General features: G+C 72.0%; 18 protein-coding genes. 7 read left to right on the plus strand and 11 right to left on the minus strand.

Annotated features, from left to right (window positions below; all coding sequences use genetic code 11):
* Positions 1 to 7: 7 nt before the first annotated feature.
* Entirely contained in the window at positions 8 to 568 is a 561-nt protein-coding gene (locus AAFN69_RS27100) for an HAD family hydrolase (RefSeq protein ID WP_347731502.1), read from the minus strand.
* A 107-nt stretch (positions 569 to 675) separates the two neighbouring features.
* On the opposite strand from AAFN69_RS27100, the gene AAFN69_RS27105 reads away from it, so the two are divergent.
* From AAFN69_RS27105 to AAFN69_RS27125, 5 genes are read left to right on the plus strand one after another with little or no spacing between them, the layout of a single operon-like run.
* The gene (locus AAFN69_RS27105; RefSeq protein WP_347731435.1) at positions 676 to 1,425 is read left to right on the plus strand and encodes a class I SAM-dependent methyltransferase; all 750 of its coding nucleotides are present in this window, start codon (positions 676 to 678) and stop codon (positions 1,423 to 1,425) included.
* Positions 1,418 to 2,866 (plus strand): TldD/PmbA family protein, encoded by a 1,449-nt coding sequence (locus AAFN69_RS27110; protein ID WP_347731436.1) that lies wholly within the window; start codon positions 1,418 to 1,420, stop codon positions 2,864 to 2,866. The genes AAFN69_RS27105 and AAFN69_RS27110 overlap by 8 nt, the downstream gene beginning before the upstream one ends.
* A gap of 53 nt (positions 2,867 to 2,919) precedes the next feature.
* Positions 2,920 to 3,723 carry a class I SAM-dependent methyltransferase gene (locus tag AAFN69_RS27115; protein ID WP_347731437.1) on the plus strand — a complete coding sequence of 268 codons (804 nt, stop codon included), beginning with the start codon at positions 2,920 to 2,922 and terminating at the stop codon, positions 3,721 to 3,723.
* Positions 3,720 to 5,006 (plus strand): pyridoxal phosphate-dependent aminotransferase, encoded by a 1,287-nt coding sequence (locus tag AAFN69_RS27120; protein ID WP_347731438.1) that lies wholly within the window; start codon positions 3,720 to 3,722, stop codon positions 5,004 to 5,006. Before AAFN69_RS27115 ends, AAFN69_RS27120 begins: the two co-directional genes overlap by 4 nt.
* Before the next feature lie 50 nt (positions 5,007 to 5,056).
* Positions 5,057 to 5,872 carry a PIG-L family deacetylase gene (locus AAFN69_RS27125; protein ID WP_347731439.1) on the plus strand — a complete coding sequence of 272 codons (816 nt, stop codon included), beginning with the start codon at positions 5,057 to 5,059 and terminating at the stop codon, positions 5,870 to 5,872.
* A gap of 32 nt (positions 5,873 to 5,904) precedes the next feature.
* Here the strand turns inward: AAFN69_RS27125 and AAFN69_RS27130 are convergent, their stop codons facing one another.
* Positions 5,905 to 6,966, minus strand: coding sequence for a hypothetical protein (locus tag AAFN69_RS27130; protein ID WP_347731440.1), 1,062 nt, complete (start codon positions 6,964 to 6,966; stop codon positions 5,905 to 5,907).
* A gap of 4 nt (positions 6,967 to 6,970) precedes the next feature.
* Here AAFN69_RS27130 and AAFN69_RS27135 point away from each other — a divergent pair, with 4 nt between their 5' ends.
* Positions 6,971 to 8,620 carry an amino acid adenylation domain-containing protein gene (locus AAFN69_RS27135; protein ID WP_347731441.1) on the plus strand — a complete coding sequence of 550 codons (1,650 nt, stop codon included), beginning with the start codon at positions 6,971 to 6,973 and terminating at the stop codon, positions 8,618 to 8,620.
* A 56-nt stretch (positions 8,621 to 8,676) separates the two neighbouring features.
* On the opposite strand, the gene AAFN69_RS27140 is transcribed toward AAFN69_RS27135, so the two are convergent.
* The 9 genes from AAFN69_RS27140 to AAFN69_RS27180 all read right to left on the minus strand — a co-directional run bounded on the left by AAFN69_RS27140 (position 8,677) and on the right by AAFN69_RS27180 (position 18,622).
* Positions 8,677 to 9,636, minus strand: coding sequence for an L-tyrosine 3-hydroxylase (locus AAFN69_RS27140; RefSeq protein ID WP_347731442.1), 960 nt, complete (start codon positions 9,634 to 9,636; stop codon positions 8,677 to 8,679).
* Positions 9,633 to 10,109, minus strand: coding sequence for a VOC family protein (locus AAFN69_RS27145; RefSeq protein WP_347731443.1), 477 nt, complete (start codon positions 10,107 to 10,109; stop codon positions 9,633 to 9,635). The genes AAFN69_RS27140 and AAFN69_RS27145 overlap by 4 nt, the downstream gene beginning before the upstream one ends.
* A gap of 110 nt (positions 10,110 to 10,219) precedes the next feature.
* Positions 10,220 to 12,022: a gamma-glutamyltransferase gene (locus AAFN69_RS27150; protein WP_347731444.1), complete on the minus strand. Its 1,803-nt coding sequence runs from the start codon at positions 12,020 to 12,022 to the stop codon at positions 10,220 to 10,222.
* A gap of 318 nt (positions 12,023 to 12,340) precedes the next feature.
* On the minus strand, positions 12,341 to 13,750 hold the full coding sequence (locus AAFN69_RS27155; protein WP_347731445.1) for an MFS transporter: 1,410 nt from the start codon (positions 13,748 to 13,750) through the stop codon (positions 12,341 to 12,343).
* Positions 13,751 to 14,116: 366 nt separating this feature from the next.
* Complete coding sequence (locus AAFN69_RS27160) at positions 14,117 to 14,275, minus strand: hypothetical protein (RefSeq protein ID WP_347731446.1); 159 nt, start codon at positions 14,273 to 14,275, stop codon at positions 14,117 to 14,119.
* 140 nt (positions 14,276 to 14,415) lie between these two features.
* Positions 14,416 to 15,369, minus strand: coding sequence for a cytochrome c oxidase assembly protein (locus AAFN69_RS27165; RefSeq protein ID WP_347731447.1), 954 nt, complete (start codon positions 15,367 to 15,369; stop codon positions 14,416 to 14,418).
* Between the two features lie 102 nt (positions 15,370 to 15,471).
* Positions 15,472 to 16,497: a 6-phosphofructokinase gene (locus AAFN69_RS27170; protein WP_347731449.1), complete on the minus strand. Its 1,026-nt coding sequence runs from the start codon at positions 16,495 to 16,497 to the stop codon at positions 15,472 to 15,474.
* 127 nt (positions 16,498 to 16,624) lie between these two features.
* Positions 16,625 to 17,350 (minus strand): glutamine amidotransferase, encoded by a 726-nt coding sequence (locus AAFN69_RS27175; protein WP_347731450.1) that lies wholly within the window; start codon positions 17,348 to 17,350, stop codon positions 16,625 to 16,627.
* Between the two features lie 33 nt (positions 17,351 to 17,383).
* A complete protein-coding gene (locus tag AAFN69_RS27180) occupies positions 17,384 to 18,622 on the minus strand; it encodes a MurT ligase domain-containing protein (RefSeq protein ID WP_347731452.1) in 1,239 nt (412 codons plus the stop codon).
* Between the two features lie 114 nt (positions 18,623 to 18,736).
* Between AAFN69_RS27180 and def the strand changes: the two genes are divergently transcribed.
* The gene (def, locus tag AAFN69_RS27185) at positions 18,737 to 19,276 is read left to right on the plus strand and encodes a peptide deformylase (RefSeq protein ID WP_347731454.1); all 540 of its coding nucleotides are present in this window, start codon (positions 18,737 to 18,739) and stop codon (positions 19,274 to 19,276) included.
* Positions 19,277 to 19,369 lie beyond the last annotated feature (93 nt).

Here is a 19,369-nt window from a genome sequence, read left to right on the forward strand (position 1 = left end):
GGCGGTGTCAGTGCGGGCCGCCCGCCGGCCGCTCCCGGTGGGCGGCCAGGACGAACTCCACGGCCTCCGCGAGCGAACCCGCCCGCCCGTACGGTGCGTCCGGCCGCCGCTCCGCGTAACCCCGGTCGATCCAGACCGCGGCGCACCCCGCGCGGTGCGCCGCGCCGATGTCCCGCCAGCGGTCACCGATGACGGCGCTGCGGGAGAGATCGGCGCCGCAGTGCCGGGCCGCCCGCCGGATCAGACCCGGCGCCGGTTTCCGGCACCCGCATGCGTCGGCATCGTCATGGAAGCAGGTGAAGAAGAGGTCCGGCGGGATGCCCAGGAGCTGACCCGTCCGTTCATTGATGCCGTGCACGGATTCCGCGGTCACCGAATTCCGGGCCACATCCGGCTGATTGGTGACCACCGCGAGGGCGAATCCCGCCGCGCGCAGTGCACGGACGCCGGCCAGGGCATCGGCGTCGAGCCGGACATCCGCTCGGGTGCGCGGCGGATACGGCCTGCCGTGCCGGACGGACGACTCGATGAGCACGCCGTCCCGGTCGAAGAAGACCGCGGGAATCATTGCGGACACGACGAGCCCTCCCGTTCTCGGAAACGCTTTCCCGGACACACCGGCCCCGGCCACCTCTCACCAGCGTACCCACTGAATTCATGAAACAGGATGGGAAGATGACGGAGAAAGAAGATTACGCGAGCTACGGTGAGAAATTCGCTGATGTCTACGACGAATGGCCGGGAGACGCGGGCCCGCCGCCGGACGCCGACAGCGCGGCACGCTTTCTCGCCCGGCTGGCCGAGGGCCGTCCGCTACTGGAACTCGGCGTCGGTACGGGCCGGGTCGCCGTCCCCCTCGCGGCGCTGGGCGCCGAGGTCCACGGGGTGGACAGCTCACCGCGCATGCTGGAGGTCCTGCACCGCAAGAGCGACGCCAAAGTGCGCACCCATCAACAGGACTTCGGCCGGCTCGACCTCGGGGACAGCCGTTTCGGAGTCGTCTTCGCCGTGTTCAACACGCTTTTCTGTCTGCTCACCCAGGAGGAGCAGATCGACTGTCTGCGATCCGCCGCCCGGCATCTGGAGCCGGGCGGTCTGCTCGTACTGCAATGCCTCAACCCGGGGCACCTCCCCGCAGGAAATGACATCGGAGTGGTGGAGCTGGAGAAAGCGGCCGTGCATCTGGATGTCACCAAACACGACCCCGTCGCACAGACCGTCACCGCCCATCACATCGTGATGGGCGAGACCGGAACACGATTCTTCCCCTATACCCTGCGCTATTCCCATCCGGCCGAACTCGATGTGATGGCGAGGGTGGCAGGACTCGCACTGCGCAGCCGCTGCGCCGATTTCGAGAGCGGTGTTTTCACCGCGGCGAGCCGCTACCATGTCTCGGTCTATTCCCGGGCGAACGATGGATAGCGCGCAGACGCTCGCCGGGGTCGCGTTCCGGGCCGCCCGCCGCGGCGGCGCCGCCCACACCGTGGTGCACTTCGACACCACGGCACAGGAGATCACCGGGGCGGACACGGCGGCCGGGACCCGTCACACCCGGCACGAACACCGGGAGATCGGCGTCCGGGTCCACCGGGACGGCGCCATCGGTGTCGCCCACGGCACCGTGTCCGGCCGGCGGGGCATCGCCGATCTGGCCGAGCGGGCCTGTCTGCTGGCCCGGCGCCCGCCCGGCGGCCCGGCCGCGCCCCCGCCCCGCCGGCCCGCGCCGCCCGCCGTGCGCACCTACCGGACCCCCGTCGTCATCGACCCGGCGGACGTCCCCGCGGCGGTGCGCCAAGAGCTCGCCCGCGAGGCGGTGTCCCGCGCCGTCGCGGTGTCCGGCTGTGACCGGGCGGAGGCCGAGATCTCCGCGAGGCTGCGCCGTACCCGGCTGCTCACCAGCGACGGCGGCGACCTCACCAAGGAGTCCGCGGAGACCGGCGGCTGGGTCCGCGCCACCGCCGACGGCCCCTCCGGTCCGGGGGTGCGCAGTTACCCGGAGCGGACCGGACGGCATGCCTGCGCCGGCTGGGAGCACATACTGGCGCTCGGTCTCCCCGAGGGAGCCGTCCGGGCCGCCGGCGAGGCCGTGCTCCTCTCCCGCGCGCGCCCCTGCCCGGAGGGCACCGGCCCCGTGGTCATCGACTCCGGCCAGCTCGCCCTCCAGCTCCATGAATCCGTCGGCCACCCACTGGAGGAGGACCGGATCCTGGGCTGGGAGACCGATTACGCCGGCGGCTCCTTCGTCACCGCCGGCGACATCGGGCGGCTCGCCTACGGCTCCGCGCATGTTTCGGTCGTCGCCGATCCGACCGGCACCGGAGTGGGCGCCATGCCGTGGGACGACGAGGGCACACCCGCCCGCCCCGCGCCGCTGATCGACCGGGGCACCCTGGTGGGCCTGTTGAGCAGCGAGTCCGTGGCGGCCGTCTCGGGCCGCCCGGTCACCGCCGCCGGCGCCAGGTCCGAGGGCGCAGCGCTCCCCCTCGTCCGCATGACCAATGTCAATCTCCTGCCGGGCTCCGGCTCCCGGCGGGATCTGCTCGCCGAGCTCGGCAGCGGAATCCTGCTCTGCGGCAACCACTCCTTCTCCATCGACGCACTGCGCGAGGAGTTCCACTTCACCTGCGAGCTGGCCTGGCGCATCCGCGGCGGAGAACCCGTGGAACCCCTGCGCAACCCCCGCTACCAGGGGCGGACGCTGGACTTCTGGCGTTCCTGCGAGCGGGTGGCCGGGCCGGAGGAGTGGGCCATGCACAGCGTCACCTTCTGCATGAAGGGACAGCCCGTCCAAGTGGCGCGGGTCGGCCACGGAGCCTCCCCGGCGCTCTTCTCCGCCGTCCGCCACGGCTCCTTCCGCCCCTGACCGCCCATCCCCCGGCACCGGAACCCGACCCCCGAGCGAAAGAGGAGTACACCATGAGGCCCTACCGCCTCTGGAACCGGACCACCGCACAGGTGAGCCCGCCCCCGCTGGTCTGGAAAGCCCTGCAACTGGTGCGCGGCGCCTCGGTGGCCGATGTCGGCTGCGGCCCGGGCACATACGGATATCTGCTGCGAACCGGGTGGGGACACACCGAGAGCTGGCTCGAGCAGGGCATCACCACCCCCGGCCGTCTGTACGGCATGGACAATTCCGCCCGCGCCGCCGCGCCGGCCCGACGCCACCGGATCTACGACCGGCTGGACATCTGCCCCGCCACCGCCCTCGTCCTCGGCGACCGCGCGGTGGACACCGCCCTCTGCACCGAGACCGTCGAACACCTCTACCCCGCCGATGTGGTGCCCGCCGTGCGCGAACTGGCCAGGATCGCCGCCCAGCGGGTCGTCATCACCACCCCGGCCCCCGAGCTCATCGTCGACCACGCCTTTCTGCTCCAGGAGATCGCGGAGGCCCGCGAGGACGGCGACCCGATGCCCCGGGAGGAGTACGAGGTGCTCGAATCCGCCCTCCACAAGTCCTGGCTCAGCTCCGAACGGATGGCCGCGGCGGGGTTCGAGACCGCCGGCGAGGTGATCTGCGGCTCGCGGATCTACCACGCCGACCCCGGGAAGATCGACGCCGAGGCGCTGGGGGAGGTGCCCGGAACGGCGCGCCCGGCCGGCCCCGGCGCCGATGACGGCCCCGGCGGCGACCACCGGGCGCGCTATGTGGCACTGCTGGAATCCGTCCGGGAGATGGCGGAGGCCGTGCCCGGACTCGCCCGGGGAGCGGGACGGTGACCGCCGCGGTACGGGGGCCCTTCGCCGGCTCCCCCCGGACGGCCACCGACGACCGCGCGCTGATCCGCCGCACCGCCGTCGACACCCTGCGTCCCTTCGACGACCCGACCGCCGACTGGATGCTGGACCGGGTCCGGCGGGATCTGCCGCTCTATCTGCTCCATGTGGCCGACCACGGGGAGGCGGTTCCGCCGGGACTCCGCGAGGCCCTGCACGCACAGGACGCACAGCCCTGCGACGGACTCGTCTTCTCCCAGTACGGGCTCCCGGAGCTCCGCCGGCGTCTGGCGGAGTGGCTGCCCCGGGACGAGGAGTGGGCCGCGATCTCCGATCCCCTGGTCAGTGTGACCTGGTCCGGCACCGGCGCGGCCGTCTTCGATGTGCTGCGGATGCTCAAGGCCGCCAGGCCGGAGCCGTCCGCCGTACTGCTGCCCCGCCCCGGCTGGGGATACGAGGTGTCGGTGCGCGACACCGGCCACCGGCCCATCGGATACGAGGTGCCCGCCGAGTCACCGCTCGGGCCGGAGCCCGCCCATCTCCGGGAGGCGGTGGACCGCTGCCGCCGGGAGGGCCTGGCCATCGCCGGGATCCTGGTCAACCCCCAGCACAACCCCTGGGGAGGCAACTGGACTCCCGAATTCCTGGCCGCCGTCGCCGACCTCGCCGAGGCGGAGCGGGCCCCCGTCGTCGTCGACAACGCCTTCTACGGGCTGACCACCGGCGATGTCCGCCCCACCAGCGCGGTCCGGCTGCTGGACCGGCTCATCGGCCGGGAGCTGCTGATCTCGGTGCGGAGCCTGAGCAAACAGTTCGCCTGCAGCGGATGGGCGCTCGGTGTGATGGCCGGGAGCCCCGGACTGGTCACCGCCTACTCCGGCCGGTGGCGGTGTCTGCGGGAGCCCACCGCCAACTTCCGCGCGCAGGCGGCGATGGCGTCCTGGCTGGCCGGGCCGGAACCGGCCCGCTTCACCGCGCGCCGCAAGCGGGAGGCGACCCGCCACGCCGGCCTGCTCCGTACCGCCCTGGGTGACGCCGGGCTGCCCGGGGACGCGGTGCTCCATCACGGCGGAGCCCCCTTCGCCCTGCTCCGCCCGCCGGCCGGAACAGCGGTGTCCGAGGTGCGGGAGCGCGTCGTCGGCGAATCCGGGGTGCTGCTGGGGGTGGAGCGGGACGCCGGCGGGCGGGAGTGGTTCAAGATCTGGCTCGGCCGCGACAGCCAGATCTTCGAACCGGCGCTGCGGGCACTCGGCCCGGCCGCGGCGCGCCTGTGGTCCCCGGAATGAGATCCGGCACCGAGATCCGGCACCCCCGACCGAGAGCGAGGAAACAGCACATGACCCTGCGCATGCTCACCGTGCATGCCCACCCTGACGACGAGGCGTCGCGCGGCGCCGCCACGGTCGCCCGCTACACCGCGGAAGGCGTCCGCGCCGTCCTGGTCACCTGTACCGACGGCGGCGCCGGAGCGGTGCTCAACCCGGCGGCCGGCGACTCCTTCACCCCACAGGAGTTCATCCGGACCCGCGCGGCCGAACTGGAGGCCAGCGCCCGCGGGCTCGGCTACGCCGCCACCCACACGCTCGGCTATCGCGACTCCGGCACGGACGGCACCGCCGGCGGCGACCGGGCCTTCATCCGGGTCCCACTGGACGAGGCCGCGGCCGGGCTCGCCCGGCTGATCGAGCAGGAGCGGCCCCACACCGTCGTGGGCTACGGCACCAACCACACCCGCGACCCGCACCCCGACCACATCCGGGTGAACGAGGTGCTGACCCGCGCCGTCGAACTGCTCGACCACCCGCCCGTCGTCCACCACATCGCCTTCTCCCGGCGCCGGCACCTGGCCCTGCACGATGCCTGCGTACGGCGCGGAGTGCCCAGCCCCTACGAGGGCGGGCTGAACCATCCGCCGAGCGCCTTCGACGACGACCGGATCACCACCCTCGTCGAGGTCGGCCGCGACGCCATCACCCGCAGGCTCGACGCGCTGCGCAGCCATGTCACCCAGATCCCGCCGGATTCCGGGTGGTTCGCCCTGACACCGGAGGAACTCCTGGAGGCATTCCCCCACGAGGAGTACATCCGCGTCGGCCCGCCGTCGCCGGACCCGGCGGGCCGCCACGATCTCTTCGCCGGCGCCGTCACATGAACACCCCCGCGAGCGGTGCCCGCCGGTCGTGGCTACACCACCCCGGCCAGCGCCCGCGCGCCCGCCGCGTCCGCCCGGCCCGCCGATTCGAGATCCCGGCGGAGGGCGTCGAAGTGCTCCGGCCGGAGCGTCCGGTAGAAGCGCTGGGCACTCCGCCAGGCACGGTGCCACGCCGGTGCGGGGAGCTCACCGTGCCCGTCCGGCGGGCCGAGCCGGCGGGTCAGCCGGTGGGTCCCGGCCCGTGTGTACGCGGTGAAGGCCAGCTCGTCCGCCAGCGCCAGGAAGAGATGTCTGCCGATCGCGAGATCGATCCGCTGCTCATCGCTCGGCCCGTCGGTGCCCGCGAGCTCGCAGAGATGGGTCCAGCCGCGCAGCCGCTCCACCAGCTCCCCGACCGCCGCCTCCCCGTCGGTCCACCGCAGTGTGCCGGCCGGGGTGTCGAGCCGGCCCCCGCCGCCGGCGAGGTACTCCCGCACGCTCTCACCCAGCCGGCACAGGGCGAGTTCGTCCAGTGCCTCCCGCCGGTCCGGCTCCAGGGCGAGATGGAGACTGAGCACCCGGCCCGCGATGTTGTGCGGATCGGGGTCCGGATAGGCGGCCCGCAGCAGCTCCTCCTCGGACATCGGATAGCGGCCGGCCCACCAGCTGTGCCCCTCGGCGAGCTGCCAGACCCCGGCCGCGTCCACCCCGTCGGGGGCCACGGTGTGCGGAAGCAGCCCCGGCCCGGCCGACTTCAGCCACGGGCAGCCGCGGTCCTCCAGGAAGAGCAGTGTCCCGCCGACGGTGAGATCGTGCCGCAGCGTCTCCGGCAGCTCCCCGCGCGTCACCCGGCGGTCGACGACCCGGCCCCCGGTGATCCGGGCCAGCGCGGCGGGCCAGCCCTCTCCGTGCGCGCCGAAGGAGAGATGGGTGCGGTCCAGCAGCGGCTGCGGAATCTCCCCCGGTTCGCGGACGAAGGTGCGCAGGGCCCACTGGGAGCCGGTCACCTGCCGGGGAAAGTCCACACCCACCCGCTTCGCCACATGGGCCGCACAGCCGATCTCGCAGTGCGGCGCGTGTTCCGGAAGATCCACCGATTGGGGCGATTCGATCATGTCCATGTCCTCCTTACGACTCTCGGCGCTCCTGGCCGGGGCCGCCGCGACCGGGCCGGCGACGCCCGCGCTGACGGGCGGCCCGGACGGCCGGGTCACCCACGCCGAACTGGCCGCCCTGGCGGGCCGGGTGCAGTCCGGACTCCGTGAACTGGGGGTGCGCGAGGGCGACCGGGTGATGCTGCTCACCGCGCGCACCGGCGCCCGGCCGGTCGCCGCGATGCATGCGATCCTGGCCGCCGGCGCGGTGTACGTACCGCTCGATCCGGCCTCGCCGCCCGCCCGGTGGGCCGCGGTCGCCCGGGTCTGCTCGCCCGCCGCGGTGGTGGGCGACCGGGAACTCCTCGACCTCTTCGCCCGCGCCGTACCGCTGCCGCGCCGCCTGGCGCTCACCCCCGGTCCGGCGCCCGCCGGCGGCCCGGACCCCGGGCGGCTGGAGTGGGACGACCTCGCCCCGGCGGAACTCACTCCCGTCGCGGCCGACGGCCGGCGGATCGCCTATCTCCTTCCCACCTCCGGCTCCACCGGTGTCCCCAAGTGCGTCGCACACACGGGTGAGGGTGCTCTGGCGTTTCTCACCTGGATGAACGCGGAACTCGGGCTCCGTCCCACCGATGTATTCGCCTGCCACGCGCCACTGCACTTCGATGTGGCCGTCGCCACCCTGCTCGGCTCCGCGCTGGCGGGCGCCGCCGCGGCACCGGTCCCGCGCGAGCTCTCCGGCTTCGGCGCCGAACTCGCCGAGTGGATAGCGGAACGCGGGATCACCGTCTGGCTCTCGGTCCCCTATCCGCTCGCCCGGCTCTCGGCCCTGGAGCCGGTACGGGCCCGGGAACGGCTGGCCTCCCTGCGCACCGTCGTCTTCGCCGGGGACGTCTTCCCCCATCAGCGGCTCGCCGCCCTGATGGCCCGCGCGCCGCTCGCCCGGTTCATCAACTTCTACGGACCCACCGAGACCAATGGCTGCACCTTCGAGGTCGTCACCGAGCCGCCCACCGGACCGGTCCCCATCGGCAGGGCCGCGGGCCCCGCCGCATGCTGGGTCGAGGACGGCGGGAAGCGGGTCGAGACCGTGGGGGCCGAGGGCGAACTCGTGGTGGCGGGCCCCGCGGTGGCCGCGGGCTACTGGGGTGCACCCGAGCGGGACGGCTCGCGGTTCCGCTTCGGCGCCTCCTACCCCGGGGGCCGTGCGTACGCCACCGGTGACCGGGTCCGCGTCCTCCCCGGCCGCCGGTACGCCTTCCTGGGCCGGACCGACAACATGATCAAGATGCGCGGGCAGCGCTTCGAACTGGAGGAGGTGGAGAGCGTCCTGCGCCGCCACCCCGGGGTCGCGGAGTGCTGTGTGGTCAAGGTCGATGTCCGTGATGACTACTCCCGGCTGACGGCCGTCGTGGTCGCTACAGGTACAGGTATGGATGTCGGTACGAGTACGAGTACGAGTGCGGGTACAGGGACGGGTACGAGTACGGGGACGGGTACGGGTACGGAAGAGGCGGCGGGCGCGGGCGCGCTGCGCGATCACTGCCGGGCGCGGCTCCCCTCCTGGGCGGTGCCGCACCGTTTCGTGGCCGTGCCCGCCCTCCCGCTGGGGTCCACCGGCAAGGTGGACCGCCGCAGGGTCGAGAGGGAACTCCGCGCCGGCCGCGCATGAGCCCGCCGCCCGGCCGGCCGTCCCCCGGGATCCGCGGGAAGGCCGGCCGGGCCGGTTCACCCCAACGACGCGACCGCGGTCCCGCAGAGCTCCGACAGTTCCGGAAGCAGATTCCGCTTGCACCGGGCCACGGATGGATCCCGCAGAGCGTCCGACTCCTCGTGGGAGCTGGAGGCGTACCCCGGGTAGAGCCCGTTCGCCAGCAGATCCAGCCGGATGGCGTGCAGCCGCCGGGCCAGCTGGGTGACCACCAACTCCTGCGCGAGCGGCGCCCGCACGGTGAGAAAGACGCAGTCGTACAGCGACGACAGCAGGTCGCGGTGGAGGAAGCGCTGCCCCTCGTGCTCGGCGGTGCGCTGGAGCAGCGAGACACCGGACGGCACCAGCTTCGCCGCGATCCCCTCGTGGACACGCTGGTTCAGCCGGCACTCCTCGCGCAGCGAGGCGGTCCGGTCGTCGAGCCCGGCCGGTATCCGGCCCCGGAGCAGTGAGCGGACCGGATGGAAATCCTGGGCCCAGGAACCGCTGAGATGCCGGTGCTGGAGTGCCAGACTCGGCCGTATCAGCCGGTTGTACACCTCGCGCGGACAGGAACTGGTGTAGAGCAGCATCAGTGAGTAGCCGCGCACATACCGGCGGGCCCGCTCGGCCGCCCGTGCGTCCGGCCCGGCGCCGCCCGCCTGCTCCGCGCCGCGCGCCGCGGCGGCCAGCAACCGCCAGAGCACAAAGGTCACCTGATGCCCGGTGATCCAGCGGAACCAGAAGAGCCGGTCGACGCCGAGCGGGTCTCGCGGATCCACGGTGATCTCCGGGGGGACACCGGCGGGGTGGAACTCCGGCGGCCGGGAGCGCCACTCCCGGAGCGCCGGCGCGGAGTCCGGACGCGGAACCCGGTCCGCCGCCGGCGGGGCCGGCGGCAGGGTGAGCGGCTCCAGTCCGTATGGATAGCCCCCGTACTCCCACTCGCCGCTGTCCGGCAGCGACAGATGTCCGGGACGGATCTCCAGTGAACTCATCGCGGATCACCCGGTACATGGGTGAACTCGAACTCCAGCCCGTTCGGGTCGAGGGCGTAGAACGACTGCACGCCCTCCTTGTCGGTGTCGATCTCCGTCGCCCGTTCCGGCACCGCGAAGCTCCAGCGGCCCGAGGCGTACAGCTCCAGCCAGCGCGACCGCCACCGCGCCAGCTCCTCGGCGTTCGCGACCCGGAAACACACATGCTGGAACTGACCGGCCGCCGCGGGGGGCCGTCCGGCTTCGCCCGGACGGAGACTGAAGTGGTGGAACCGGACGTCGCCGCGGACGAGTTCGACCAGCCGCTCGATGCCGGGCAGCCGGGAACGCGTCAGCTCGGAGAATTCGTCGAGAGTCCAGGACACGGTGCAGCCGAAGAATTCCCGATACCAGCCGACCGAGTTCTCCAGATCGGCGGTCTGGACACCGACATGGTGCACCGTGATCGCGGACAACGCTTCTCTCTGCCTCACAGGGCCTCCCTCGGAGTGACCGGTTGAGTGGTCCGGCGACCTGCCGGATTCCCGCCGTCCCGCTGTTTCGTGCCGCTGTTGCGCTTCCGTGCCGGGTGCCGCCGCCCGCCTCAGCCGCATATCGCGTACGGCCGCCGGCCGCGCGGACTGGCGGCGGCCCGGACGAAGCCGTGCGGGCCGTACCCGGTGGCACAGACCCGCCCCAGCGTCCAGGCGGGCACCGGCTCCACCTCATGGCCCCGGCGCCGGAGCTCCGCCGCGGTCGCCGGGTCGCAGTTGTCCTCCACCACCAGGACGCCCGGCCGGGAGAGACGCGGAGTGAAGGACGCCGGTATCTGATCGGTGTGGAAGGCGAGTGTCTCGGTCGCCGCCTGGAGATCGAGGCCGAAGTCGGCGACGGCGAGGAAGAACTGGAGCGTCCACTGGTCCTGCCGGTCCCCGCCCGGGGTGCCGAAGGCGGCGAAGGGCTCGCCCTCCCGCTGGACGACCGTGGGGCTGAGCGTGGTCCGCGGGCGCTTGCCCGGCGCGAGGGAGTTCGGATGGCCCCCGGCCAGATGCATGGTCTGTCCCCGGGTGCCCAGCGCGAAGCCGAGCCCGGCCATGGCGGGGGAGCTCTTCAGCCAGCCGCCGCTCGGGGTCGCGGCGACCGTGTTGCCGCGGCGGTCGGTCACCGTCACACAGCAGGTGTCGCCCTTGGCCTCGGTCGCCCGGAGCACGGTCGGCAGCCCGTTCCGCAGCTGGGTCATCCACTCCGCGCCGGGGTTCGTCTCCGGCTCCGTCCCGGGCGGCGACAGCGGTATCCACGGGGTCCGCCCGCCGGGTGCCCCGGGGCGCAGCGTCCGGTCCGCCGCGGGGCCGACCAGGGCCCGCCGCCGGCCGGAGTACTCCGCGCCGAGCAGCGCGGGCAGGGGCACCTCACCGAAATCCGGGTCGCCGTACCACGCCTCCCGGTCGGCGAAGGCGAGCTTGGCGCACTCCACCACCGTATGGAGGAAGTCGGCGCTGCCGGCGCCCATACCGGCGAGATCGAAGCCCTCCAGCAGGGCGAGCTGCTGAAGGAACACCGGCCCCTGGGACCAGGGGCCCGGCTTGTACACCCGGTGTCCCCGGTAGTCGAGACTCACCGCCTTCTCCACCGACGGCTGCCACCCGGCGAGATCGTCGGCGGTCAGCAGCGCCCGGTGCCGGCGTCCCGTCGCGTCCAGCACCGCACCACCCGCGAGGAATTCCGCGATCTCCTCGGCGACAAATCCCCGGTAGAAGGCATCGTGTGCCGCCGCTATCTGGGTTTCCCGATTCGCCGATGCGGACTCGGCCTCCTTGATGATGCGCCGGTAGGTGTGGGCGAGCGCGGGATTACGGAAACGGGAACCCGCCTTCGGCGCCCGTCCGTCCGGAAGCCACACCTCTGCCGACCCCTTCCACTCCGCGCGGAACAGCGGGGCGAGAATTTCCACGGCGAGTGCCGTTTCCGGCAGCAGTGGATATCCGTGCTCCGCATACTCGATCGCGGGTCCGAGGACATCGGCCACACGCAGGGTGCCGAATTCGGCGAGCAGCCGCAGCCAGCCGCCGAATGCCCCCGGTACACAGGCGGGCAGCAGCCCGGACCCGGGAATGTGTGTCAGTCCCAGAGCGGCGAAGACCTCCGGTGCCGCCCGGCCGGGCATGGGCCCCTGGCCGCAGATCGCGTCGGCGGACTCGGCACCGGCGCGGAGCGCGACGATGGAGACATCGCCGCCGGGGCCGTTGAAGTGGGGTTCCACGACCTGGAGAACAAATCCGGCCGCGGCGGCGGCGTCGAAAGCGTTTCCTCCGCTCTCCAGTATTCTCATGCCCGCATTGGACGCCAGCCAATGCGTGGAGGAAACAGCGCCAATTGTTCCGGTGAGCTCTGGCTTTGACGGAAGCATGTGTCCACCACCGTAACTTTGTTGTCAGGAGGGCTCGCGGCTGTCAGCCAGAGTAGACCCGGGTGAACGCCTTTGTGGATGGCCCGGGTTGTGAACGGCCGCATTGCACGGCTCCCCTGTTTCCCCACCGGTCTCGCCGGCGAGACAGGCAATCGGCTTCCTCCGGTGTCAAGGCCGGCCGGGAAACACCGGAGCAATATGGCATTGCCCCGGCGGAGAATCGGGAATTCCCATGCCGGTGCCCGGAACGGCCGCGGGGCCCGTATCCGGCCGGAACGGCGTCGGACACGGACCCCGCGGGGCGCGAGGGCGCGGGGCTCAGTCCTGCCGGCGCCCGGGGGCCTCGGCGGCGGTGCGGTCCGCGGACATCGCCGGTACGGCGATGATCGCGGCGATCAGACCGGCCGCGGCGAGCCCGTAGGCGACCGTGTAGGGGTCGATGCTGTCGCCGAGGTGCGGGGAGAAGCCGATCCCGATGTAGAGGGCGATACCGCCGGCCCCGCCGAGCTGGTCGGCGCAGCGCTGGACGCCCGAGGCCATCCCCGCGTCCGCCTCCGTGACCCCGTGCAGCGCGGCGTTCTGGAGCGCGACGAGGCCGATCCCCATACCGCAGGCGAGCAGCACCATGCCCGGAACGATCCCGGTGAGGAGCGATCCGTCCTCCGGGAGCAGCGCGAAGCAGGCGATACCGAGCGCCGCGACCGTCATCCCGATCACCGCGGTACGGGTGAGCCCGGCGCGCTCGATGATGCGGGGCACCACCGTGGAGATCAGGATCAGGCTGATCGCCAGCGGCAGGAAGGTGACCCCGGCCGCGATCGGCGAGAGCCCCCGGGTCTCCTGGAGATGGATGGTCAGCAGGAAGAACGAGGTCGACAGTCCGGCACTGAGGAGGATCGTGGCACCGTTCGCGACCATCCGGACCCGGTTGGCGAAGAAGGACAGGGGAACCAGCGGCCGGCTCGCCCGCCGCTCCACGGCGACGAAGGCCAGTGCGCACAGCACCGCCGCCACCAGGGCACCGATCGCGAGGGGGAGCCGGGGCTCCCCCTCGCCCAGCTCGATGACTCCGAAGATCAGCAGCAGCGGCGCGGCCGTGATCAGCAGGGTGCCCGGGAGGTCGAGCGCGGTGCGCTCGGTGACCGTGTCCCGCTCGACCAGCAGCAGGATCGCGCCGAGCACCAGGGCGATGACCGGAATGTTGATGAGGAAGATCCAGCGCCAGTGGAAGAACTCCGTGATGACCCCGGAGAGCAGAAAGCCGAGCACCAGCCCGGAGCTCGCCACCGTCGCCCAGACACTCAGCGCCTTCGACCGCGAGACGGTCTCCGGGAAGAGCAGGGCGAGGAGTGACATCGCCGCGGGCAGGGCCAGGGCTTCCCCGGCTCCCTGGGCGAACCTGGCCAGGATCAGCAGTTCCAGCGAGGGGGCGAGACCGGCGGCCAGCGACGCCAGACCGAAGAGCAGCGCGCCGAGCAGCAGGGTCCGGCGGCGGCCGAAGAGATCGGCGATGCGCCCGCCCACCATGAGCAGCCCGCCGCCGACGACGGTGTAGCCGGTCACCACCCAGGTGAGCTGCCGGGTGTCGACATCGAAATCGCTCCGGATCGCGGGGAGGGCGATGTTCACCACGGTGACATCGACGACGATCAGGAACTGGAGCAGGGCCAGGAAGACCAGGGTGACCCAGCGGGAGCGGGACGAGCTGCCGGCTTTGGGCGCTCGCACGGTTCGCGCGAAGAGAGGCATGACGAAGGGACTCCGATTTCCAAGGAGCTTGCACAGGGAGAGAAGGCACGCTTCGCGACCAGCCGGACACCGACCGCCGCGACGGCGGACGTGCTGCTGGTCGCCCTTGGAAATCTCTAAATCCCGCTCATGGCACCAATGTAGCAGCCACGTAAGGCTGTTGCGGGGGAGAACGGGCCCGAGCGCGCGCCGCCGTGCCCGTCTCCCCGCACTGCGCCGGATGGGGGACGGGGACGGAGGGCGGGCCGCTCGGATCACGTGAGGTGACCACACGGTCACCCTGTGTGCGGGTTGCGCCATGTGGTGGACGGGCGGTGGGTCCCGTACGCGCCGGTGCGCCGGCGGTCAGTCGCCGCGGGCCGCGACCACCCCGATCGTCACCAGGCCGAGGACCACCCAGCCGAACCAGAGCCAGCCGTTGCTGCCGAGGGCCGCCGTGTACGCGGTCACGACCACCAGAGTCGAGACCGTGAGCACCCCCATGGTTTTCGACGATCCGGACATGCGCGCCCTCCCAGGACGACCCCTCGGACTCCGAAGGTCATCGTCACCCGGCCGACCGGGTTCGCGCTACCGCCCGGGGGCCGTCCGGCGGCCGGACTTCCCCGCGGCTCCCGTACCGCTCCGGCCCGGCGCCCGCCCCGCTATCGGCCGCGCGCGTTCAGGGAGGCCAGATAGGCGTTGTACGCCTCCAGCTCCTTGTCACCGTCCCGGTCGGCGGCCCGGTCGGTCCGGCGGGCCCGGCGCTCCTCGGAGCGGTACCACTGGAAGACCAGGGCGATCAGCACGAGCACCGACGGGATCTCGCTGAACGCCCAGGCGATGCCGCCCGCCGCATGCTGATCCGTGAGGGCGTCGATCCCCAGCGACGCCGGCGGATTCGCGTAGGTCGTCACCAGCGGCTCGCTGCCCATCATCAGCGCGATGCCGAAGAAGGCGTGGAACGGCATGCCCGCGAAGAGCTCCAGCATCCGCATCACATACCCCGGCCGGTGCGGCCCCGGGTCCACACCCATGATCGGCCAGAAGAAGACCAGACCGGTGGCGAGGAAGTGCACCATCATCGCGATGTGCCCCGGCCGGGACTCCATCAGGAAGTCGAAGAGCGGGGTGAAGTAGAGCGCGTACAGGCTCGCGATGAAGAGCGGAATGGTGAACGCCGGGTGGGTCACGATCTTCAGATAGCGGCTGTGCAGCAGCGCCAGCAGCAGCTCGCGCGGCCCCTTCGCGCCCCGGCGGGCGGCCACCGGCAGCGCGCGCAGGGTCAGGGTCACCGGCGCGCCCAGCAGCAGCAGGATGGGGGAGACCATGCTGATGATCATGTGCTGCACCATGTGCACGCTGAACATCACCATGCCGTACTCATTGAGCCCGGTGCAGGTGGCCAGGATGACCGTCAGCACACCGGTCACGAAGAACAGCGTGCGGCCGATCTGCCAGCTGTCACCGCGGGCGCGCAGCCGCAGCACACCCCAGCCGTACAGCGCCAGCGCCAGCAGACAGCCGGTCAGGAAGAACGGGTCCGCCGAGAACTCCAGCCCCCGCTCCAGCGTGAACGGCGGCAGATCCATCGATGTGCCGTGCCCGCTGTGATCCATCCGCCGGCTCCTGATTCGTACGGGGTTGTCCGCTTGCCTGGAACAGACTAGAACCGCCCCCGGACGCGCTCGCGACCGGGGGCGGTTCTCGGGACAGTGCGCTCAGAGCACGCAGTCGGCCTCGGCGTACCGCTCGTCCGGGACGGTCTTCAGCGTCTCCACGGCCTTCCCCAGCGGCACCATGGTGATCTCGGTGCCCCGCAGCGAGGTGAGCATCCCGAATTCGCCCCGGTGCGCCGCCTCCACCGCATGCCAGCCGAAACGGGTGGCGAGAACTCTGTCGTACGCCGTCGGGGTCCCACCGCGCTGCACATGGCCCAGGATCACCGGACGGGCCTCCTTGCCCAGGCGGTGCTCCAGTTCGATGGAGAGCTGCCGGGCCACGCCCGCGAACCGCTCGTGGCCGTAGATGTCCTTGCCGCCCTCGTCCCAGTGCATCGAGCCCTCGCGCGGCTTGGCGCCCTCGGCGACCACCACGATGGCGAACCGCTTGCCCGCCTCGAAGCGGGCTCCGACGCGGCGGGTCAGCTCCTCGATGTCGAAGGGGCGCTCGGGCACCACGATGGCGTGGGCCCCGGCCGCCATTCCGGAGTGCAGCGCGATCCAGCCGGTGTGCCGGCCCATGACCTCGACGATCAGTACCCGCTGATGCGATTCGGCGGTGGTCTTCAGCCGGTCCAGGGCCTCCGTCGCCACGCCCACCGCGGTGTCGAAGCCGAAGGTCACATCGGTCGCCGAGATGTCGTTGTCGATGGTCTTCGGCACACCGACGATCGGCAGTCCGCCCTCGGAGAGCAGATGGGCCGCCTTGAGGGTGCCCTCGCCGCCGATCGGGATGATCGCGTCGAGCCCCAGATCGGCCACATGGCCCCTGGCCCGCTCCACCCCGTCGCGCAGATGTTCCGGGCGGACCCGGGAGGAGCCGAGAATGGTGCCGCCGCGGGCGAGGATGCCGCCCACCGCGTCCAGGTCGAGCTTGCGGTAGTCGCACTCCAGCAGGCCCCGCCATCCGTCGTGGAAGCCGATGACCTCGTCACCGTGGTCGACGACGGCGCGGTGCACGACCGAGCGGATGACGGCGTTCAGGCCGGGGCAGTCGCCGCCGGAAGTGAGCACACCAATGCGCATAGCCCGAGATAACCTTTGCAACGTGGGCCGGATCCCGGACCACGTCGTCCGGTTGGATCCCGCCACCCTACCGGCGCAGAGTGGCGGGAACCGAATGAGGCGTCCGCCTGATGGGACGCCCCGCCGGTCAGGCGGGCTGGGTCGCGGCGCTGATCCGCTCGTTGCGGAGCGCCTCGTACCAGTGGTCGTCCGTCGGCGGCAGCGCGTTCACATCGAGCGCCAGCTTCAGCAGCAGATCCGCGATCTGCGGATTGCGGGCCATCACCGGACCGTGCATATAGGTGCCGAAGACGGTGTCGTTGTACGCGCCCTCGGTGCCGTCGCCGGTCCCGTTGCCCCGGCCGATGACCGTGCGGGCGAAGGGGCGGGCGGTGGGGCCGAGGTGGGTGATGCCCTGGTGGTTCTCGAAACCGGTCAGCTGGGGGAGACCGAACCGCGGGTCGATGTCGGCGAGCACATCGCCGACGCACCGCTCGCCCTCGCCCCGGGTGGAGACCACGTCGATCAGCCCGAGGCCGGGCTCGCGCTCACCGAGGTCGTTGATGAACTCATGGCCCAGGATCTGGTAGCCGGCGCAGACCGAGAAGATGATCGCGCCGTTCTCGGCGGCCCGGGAGAGCCCGCCGTCGCGGCGGAGCCGCTCGGCCGCCAGCCGCTGGGGCCGGTCCTCGCCGCCGCCGATCAGATAGATGTCACCGGAGGTGGGGATCGGCTGGTCGCTCCGCACGTCGACACGCTGCACATCGAGACGGCGCTGCCGGGCCCGGCGCTCCACGACCAGGGCGTTGCCCTGGTCACCGTAGGTGCTGAGCAGGTCCGGGTAGACCCACACCAGCCGCAGGCTGCTGTTCATGCTGGTAAGTCCTTACGTCCTGTGGTCCGCGGATCAGTTGCCGACGCGGCGGCGCACGTCCTGGAAGGCCGTGTAGTTGGCGATCAGCTCGATCCTTCCGGGCGGCGCCATCCCCACCGCCTCGTCCACCGTGTCGCAGACCCGGAAGTTCAGACCCGCGACCTCCAGGCGCACGGCCAGGTCGAGCCGCCGGTCGCCGATCACCATGATCGGGTGGCCGGCCAGCCGGGTGTAGTCGACATCCCACAGCCAGGAGGTGTCGGTGCCGTCCGCGCCGCGGGCGTTGACCGACAGGATCACCGGGGTCGGCGGCGGGTCGATCAGCGAGAAGGTCTCCAGCCAGCCGGCCGGGTTCTTCGCCAGCAGCAGCCGCAGATCACGCTCCATGAAGCTGACCACGTCATAGCGTCCGGCGACCGCCTGTACGGAGTACATGCGCTCCAGCGCCACCTGCGGCGGCACACCGAAGCAGGCCGCGACGGCGGCGGAGGTGGCGGCGTTCGCCTTGTTCGCGCGGCCCGGCAGCTGGAGCCGGATCGGCCAGGCGGAACCGTGCGGGTCGAGTACGTAGTCGCCGTTGAGCACCCAGCTCGGGGCGGGGCGGCGGAAGCCGCACTCGCCGCAGAACCAGTCGTCGCCGGGCCGCTGCATCACACCGCCGCAGGACGGGCAGGACCAGGCGTCGTCCTTCCACTCCTGGCCCGCCGCGACCCAGACCACATTCGGCGACGAGGAGGCCGCCCACACGATCAGCGGGTCGTCCGCGTTGGCGATGACGATCGCCTTCGAACCGGCGAGACCCTCCCGCCACTTCTCGGCGAGCATCCGGGTCTCCGCGGCACGGTCGAGCTGGTCGCGGGAGAGGTTGAGCAGTGCGATCGCCTTCGGGGTGACATCGCGGGCCACTCCGGCGAGGTACTTCTCGTCCACCTCGATCACACCGAATTTGGATTCCGAGCCGCCGGCGAGCGCCGATGTGATACCGGCGGGCATGTTGGCGCCCAGCGCGTTGGACACCACCGGGCCGGCGGCGCGCAGCGCCTCCGCGATCAGCCTGGTCGTGGTCGTCTTGCCGTTGGTGGCCGACACGAGGACGACGTCCAGGTGTTGCGCCAGCCGCCCGAGCAGATCGGGGTCGAGCTTGAGCGCGACCCGGCCGCCGATCACCGAACCGCTGCCGCGTCCGGCGGCACGCGAGACCGCGGCCGCGGCTCTGCCCGCCGTCACGGCGAGCTTGGCACGCGGCGTCAGTGGCTCCGAGTTGCCTGACATCGTCCTTGATCCTCCTTGCATCGGTCGGCCCAAGCCTATCCACGTCCGGCCCGCCTCCCCTACCTCGGCACCGAGTGAGCGGACCGGGACACGGCGGAACGTACGCTTGCGCCCATGCGAAACCGGATTGTTCCCGGCAGTTCCGGACGCGTGCGGCCCATGAGGCTGCTCGGCGATCCGGTGCTGCACACCCCCTGTGAGAGTGTCACCGACTTCGGTCCGCCGCTGGCGGAACTCATCGAGGACATGTTCGCCACGATGTACGCGGCGCAGGGTGTGGGGCTCGCGGCGAATCAGGTCGGAGTGGGGCTGCGGGTCTTCGTCTGGGACTGCCCGGACGACGACGACATCCGCCGGCTCGGCCATGTCGTCAACCCCCGGCTGGTGGAGGCCGACGGACTGGTGCTGCGCGGGCCGGAGGGCTGTCTGTCGCTGCCGGGCCTGGAGGCGGGGACGGAGCGGTTCGACCGGGCGGTGGTGGAAGGGGTCCGGTCGGACGGAACGCCGCTTCGGGTGGAGGGGACGGGGTTCTTCGCGCGCTGCCTTCAGCACGAGTGCGATCACCTGGAGGGGCGGGTGTATCCGGACCGGCTGGCGGGGTGGCGGCGGGCGAGGGTGCTGAGACGGGCGCGGAGGGCGCGCTGGGCGGGGTAGCGGGGGTGCCGGGGTGCCGCCCGTGGTGCGGGCCGCCTGCCGGGGCGCTGCCCCGGACCCCGCTCCTCAATCGCCGGAGGGGCTGATTCTCGC

The sequence above is a fragment of the Streptomyces sp. CAU 1734 genome (assembly GCF_039888735.1).
Lineage (GTDB): Bacteria > Actinomycetota > Actinomycetes > Streptomycetales > Streptomycetaceae > Streptomyces.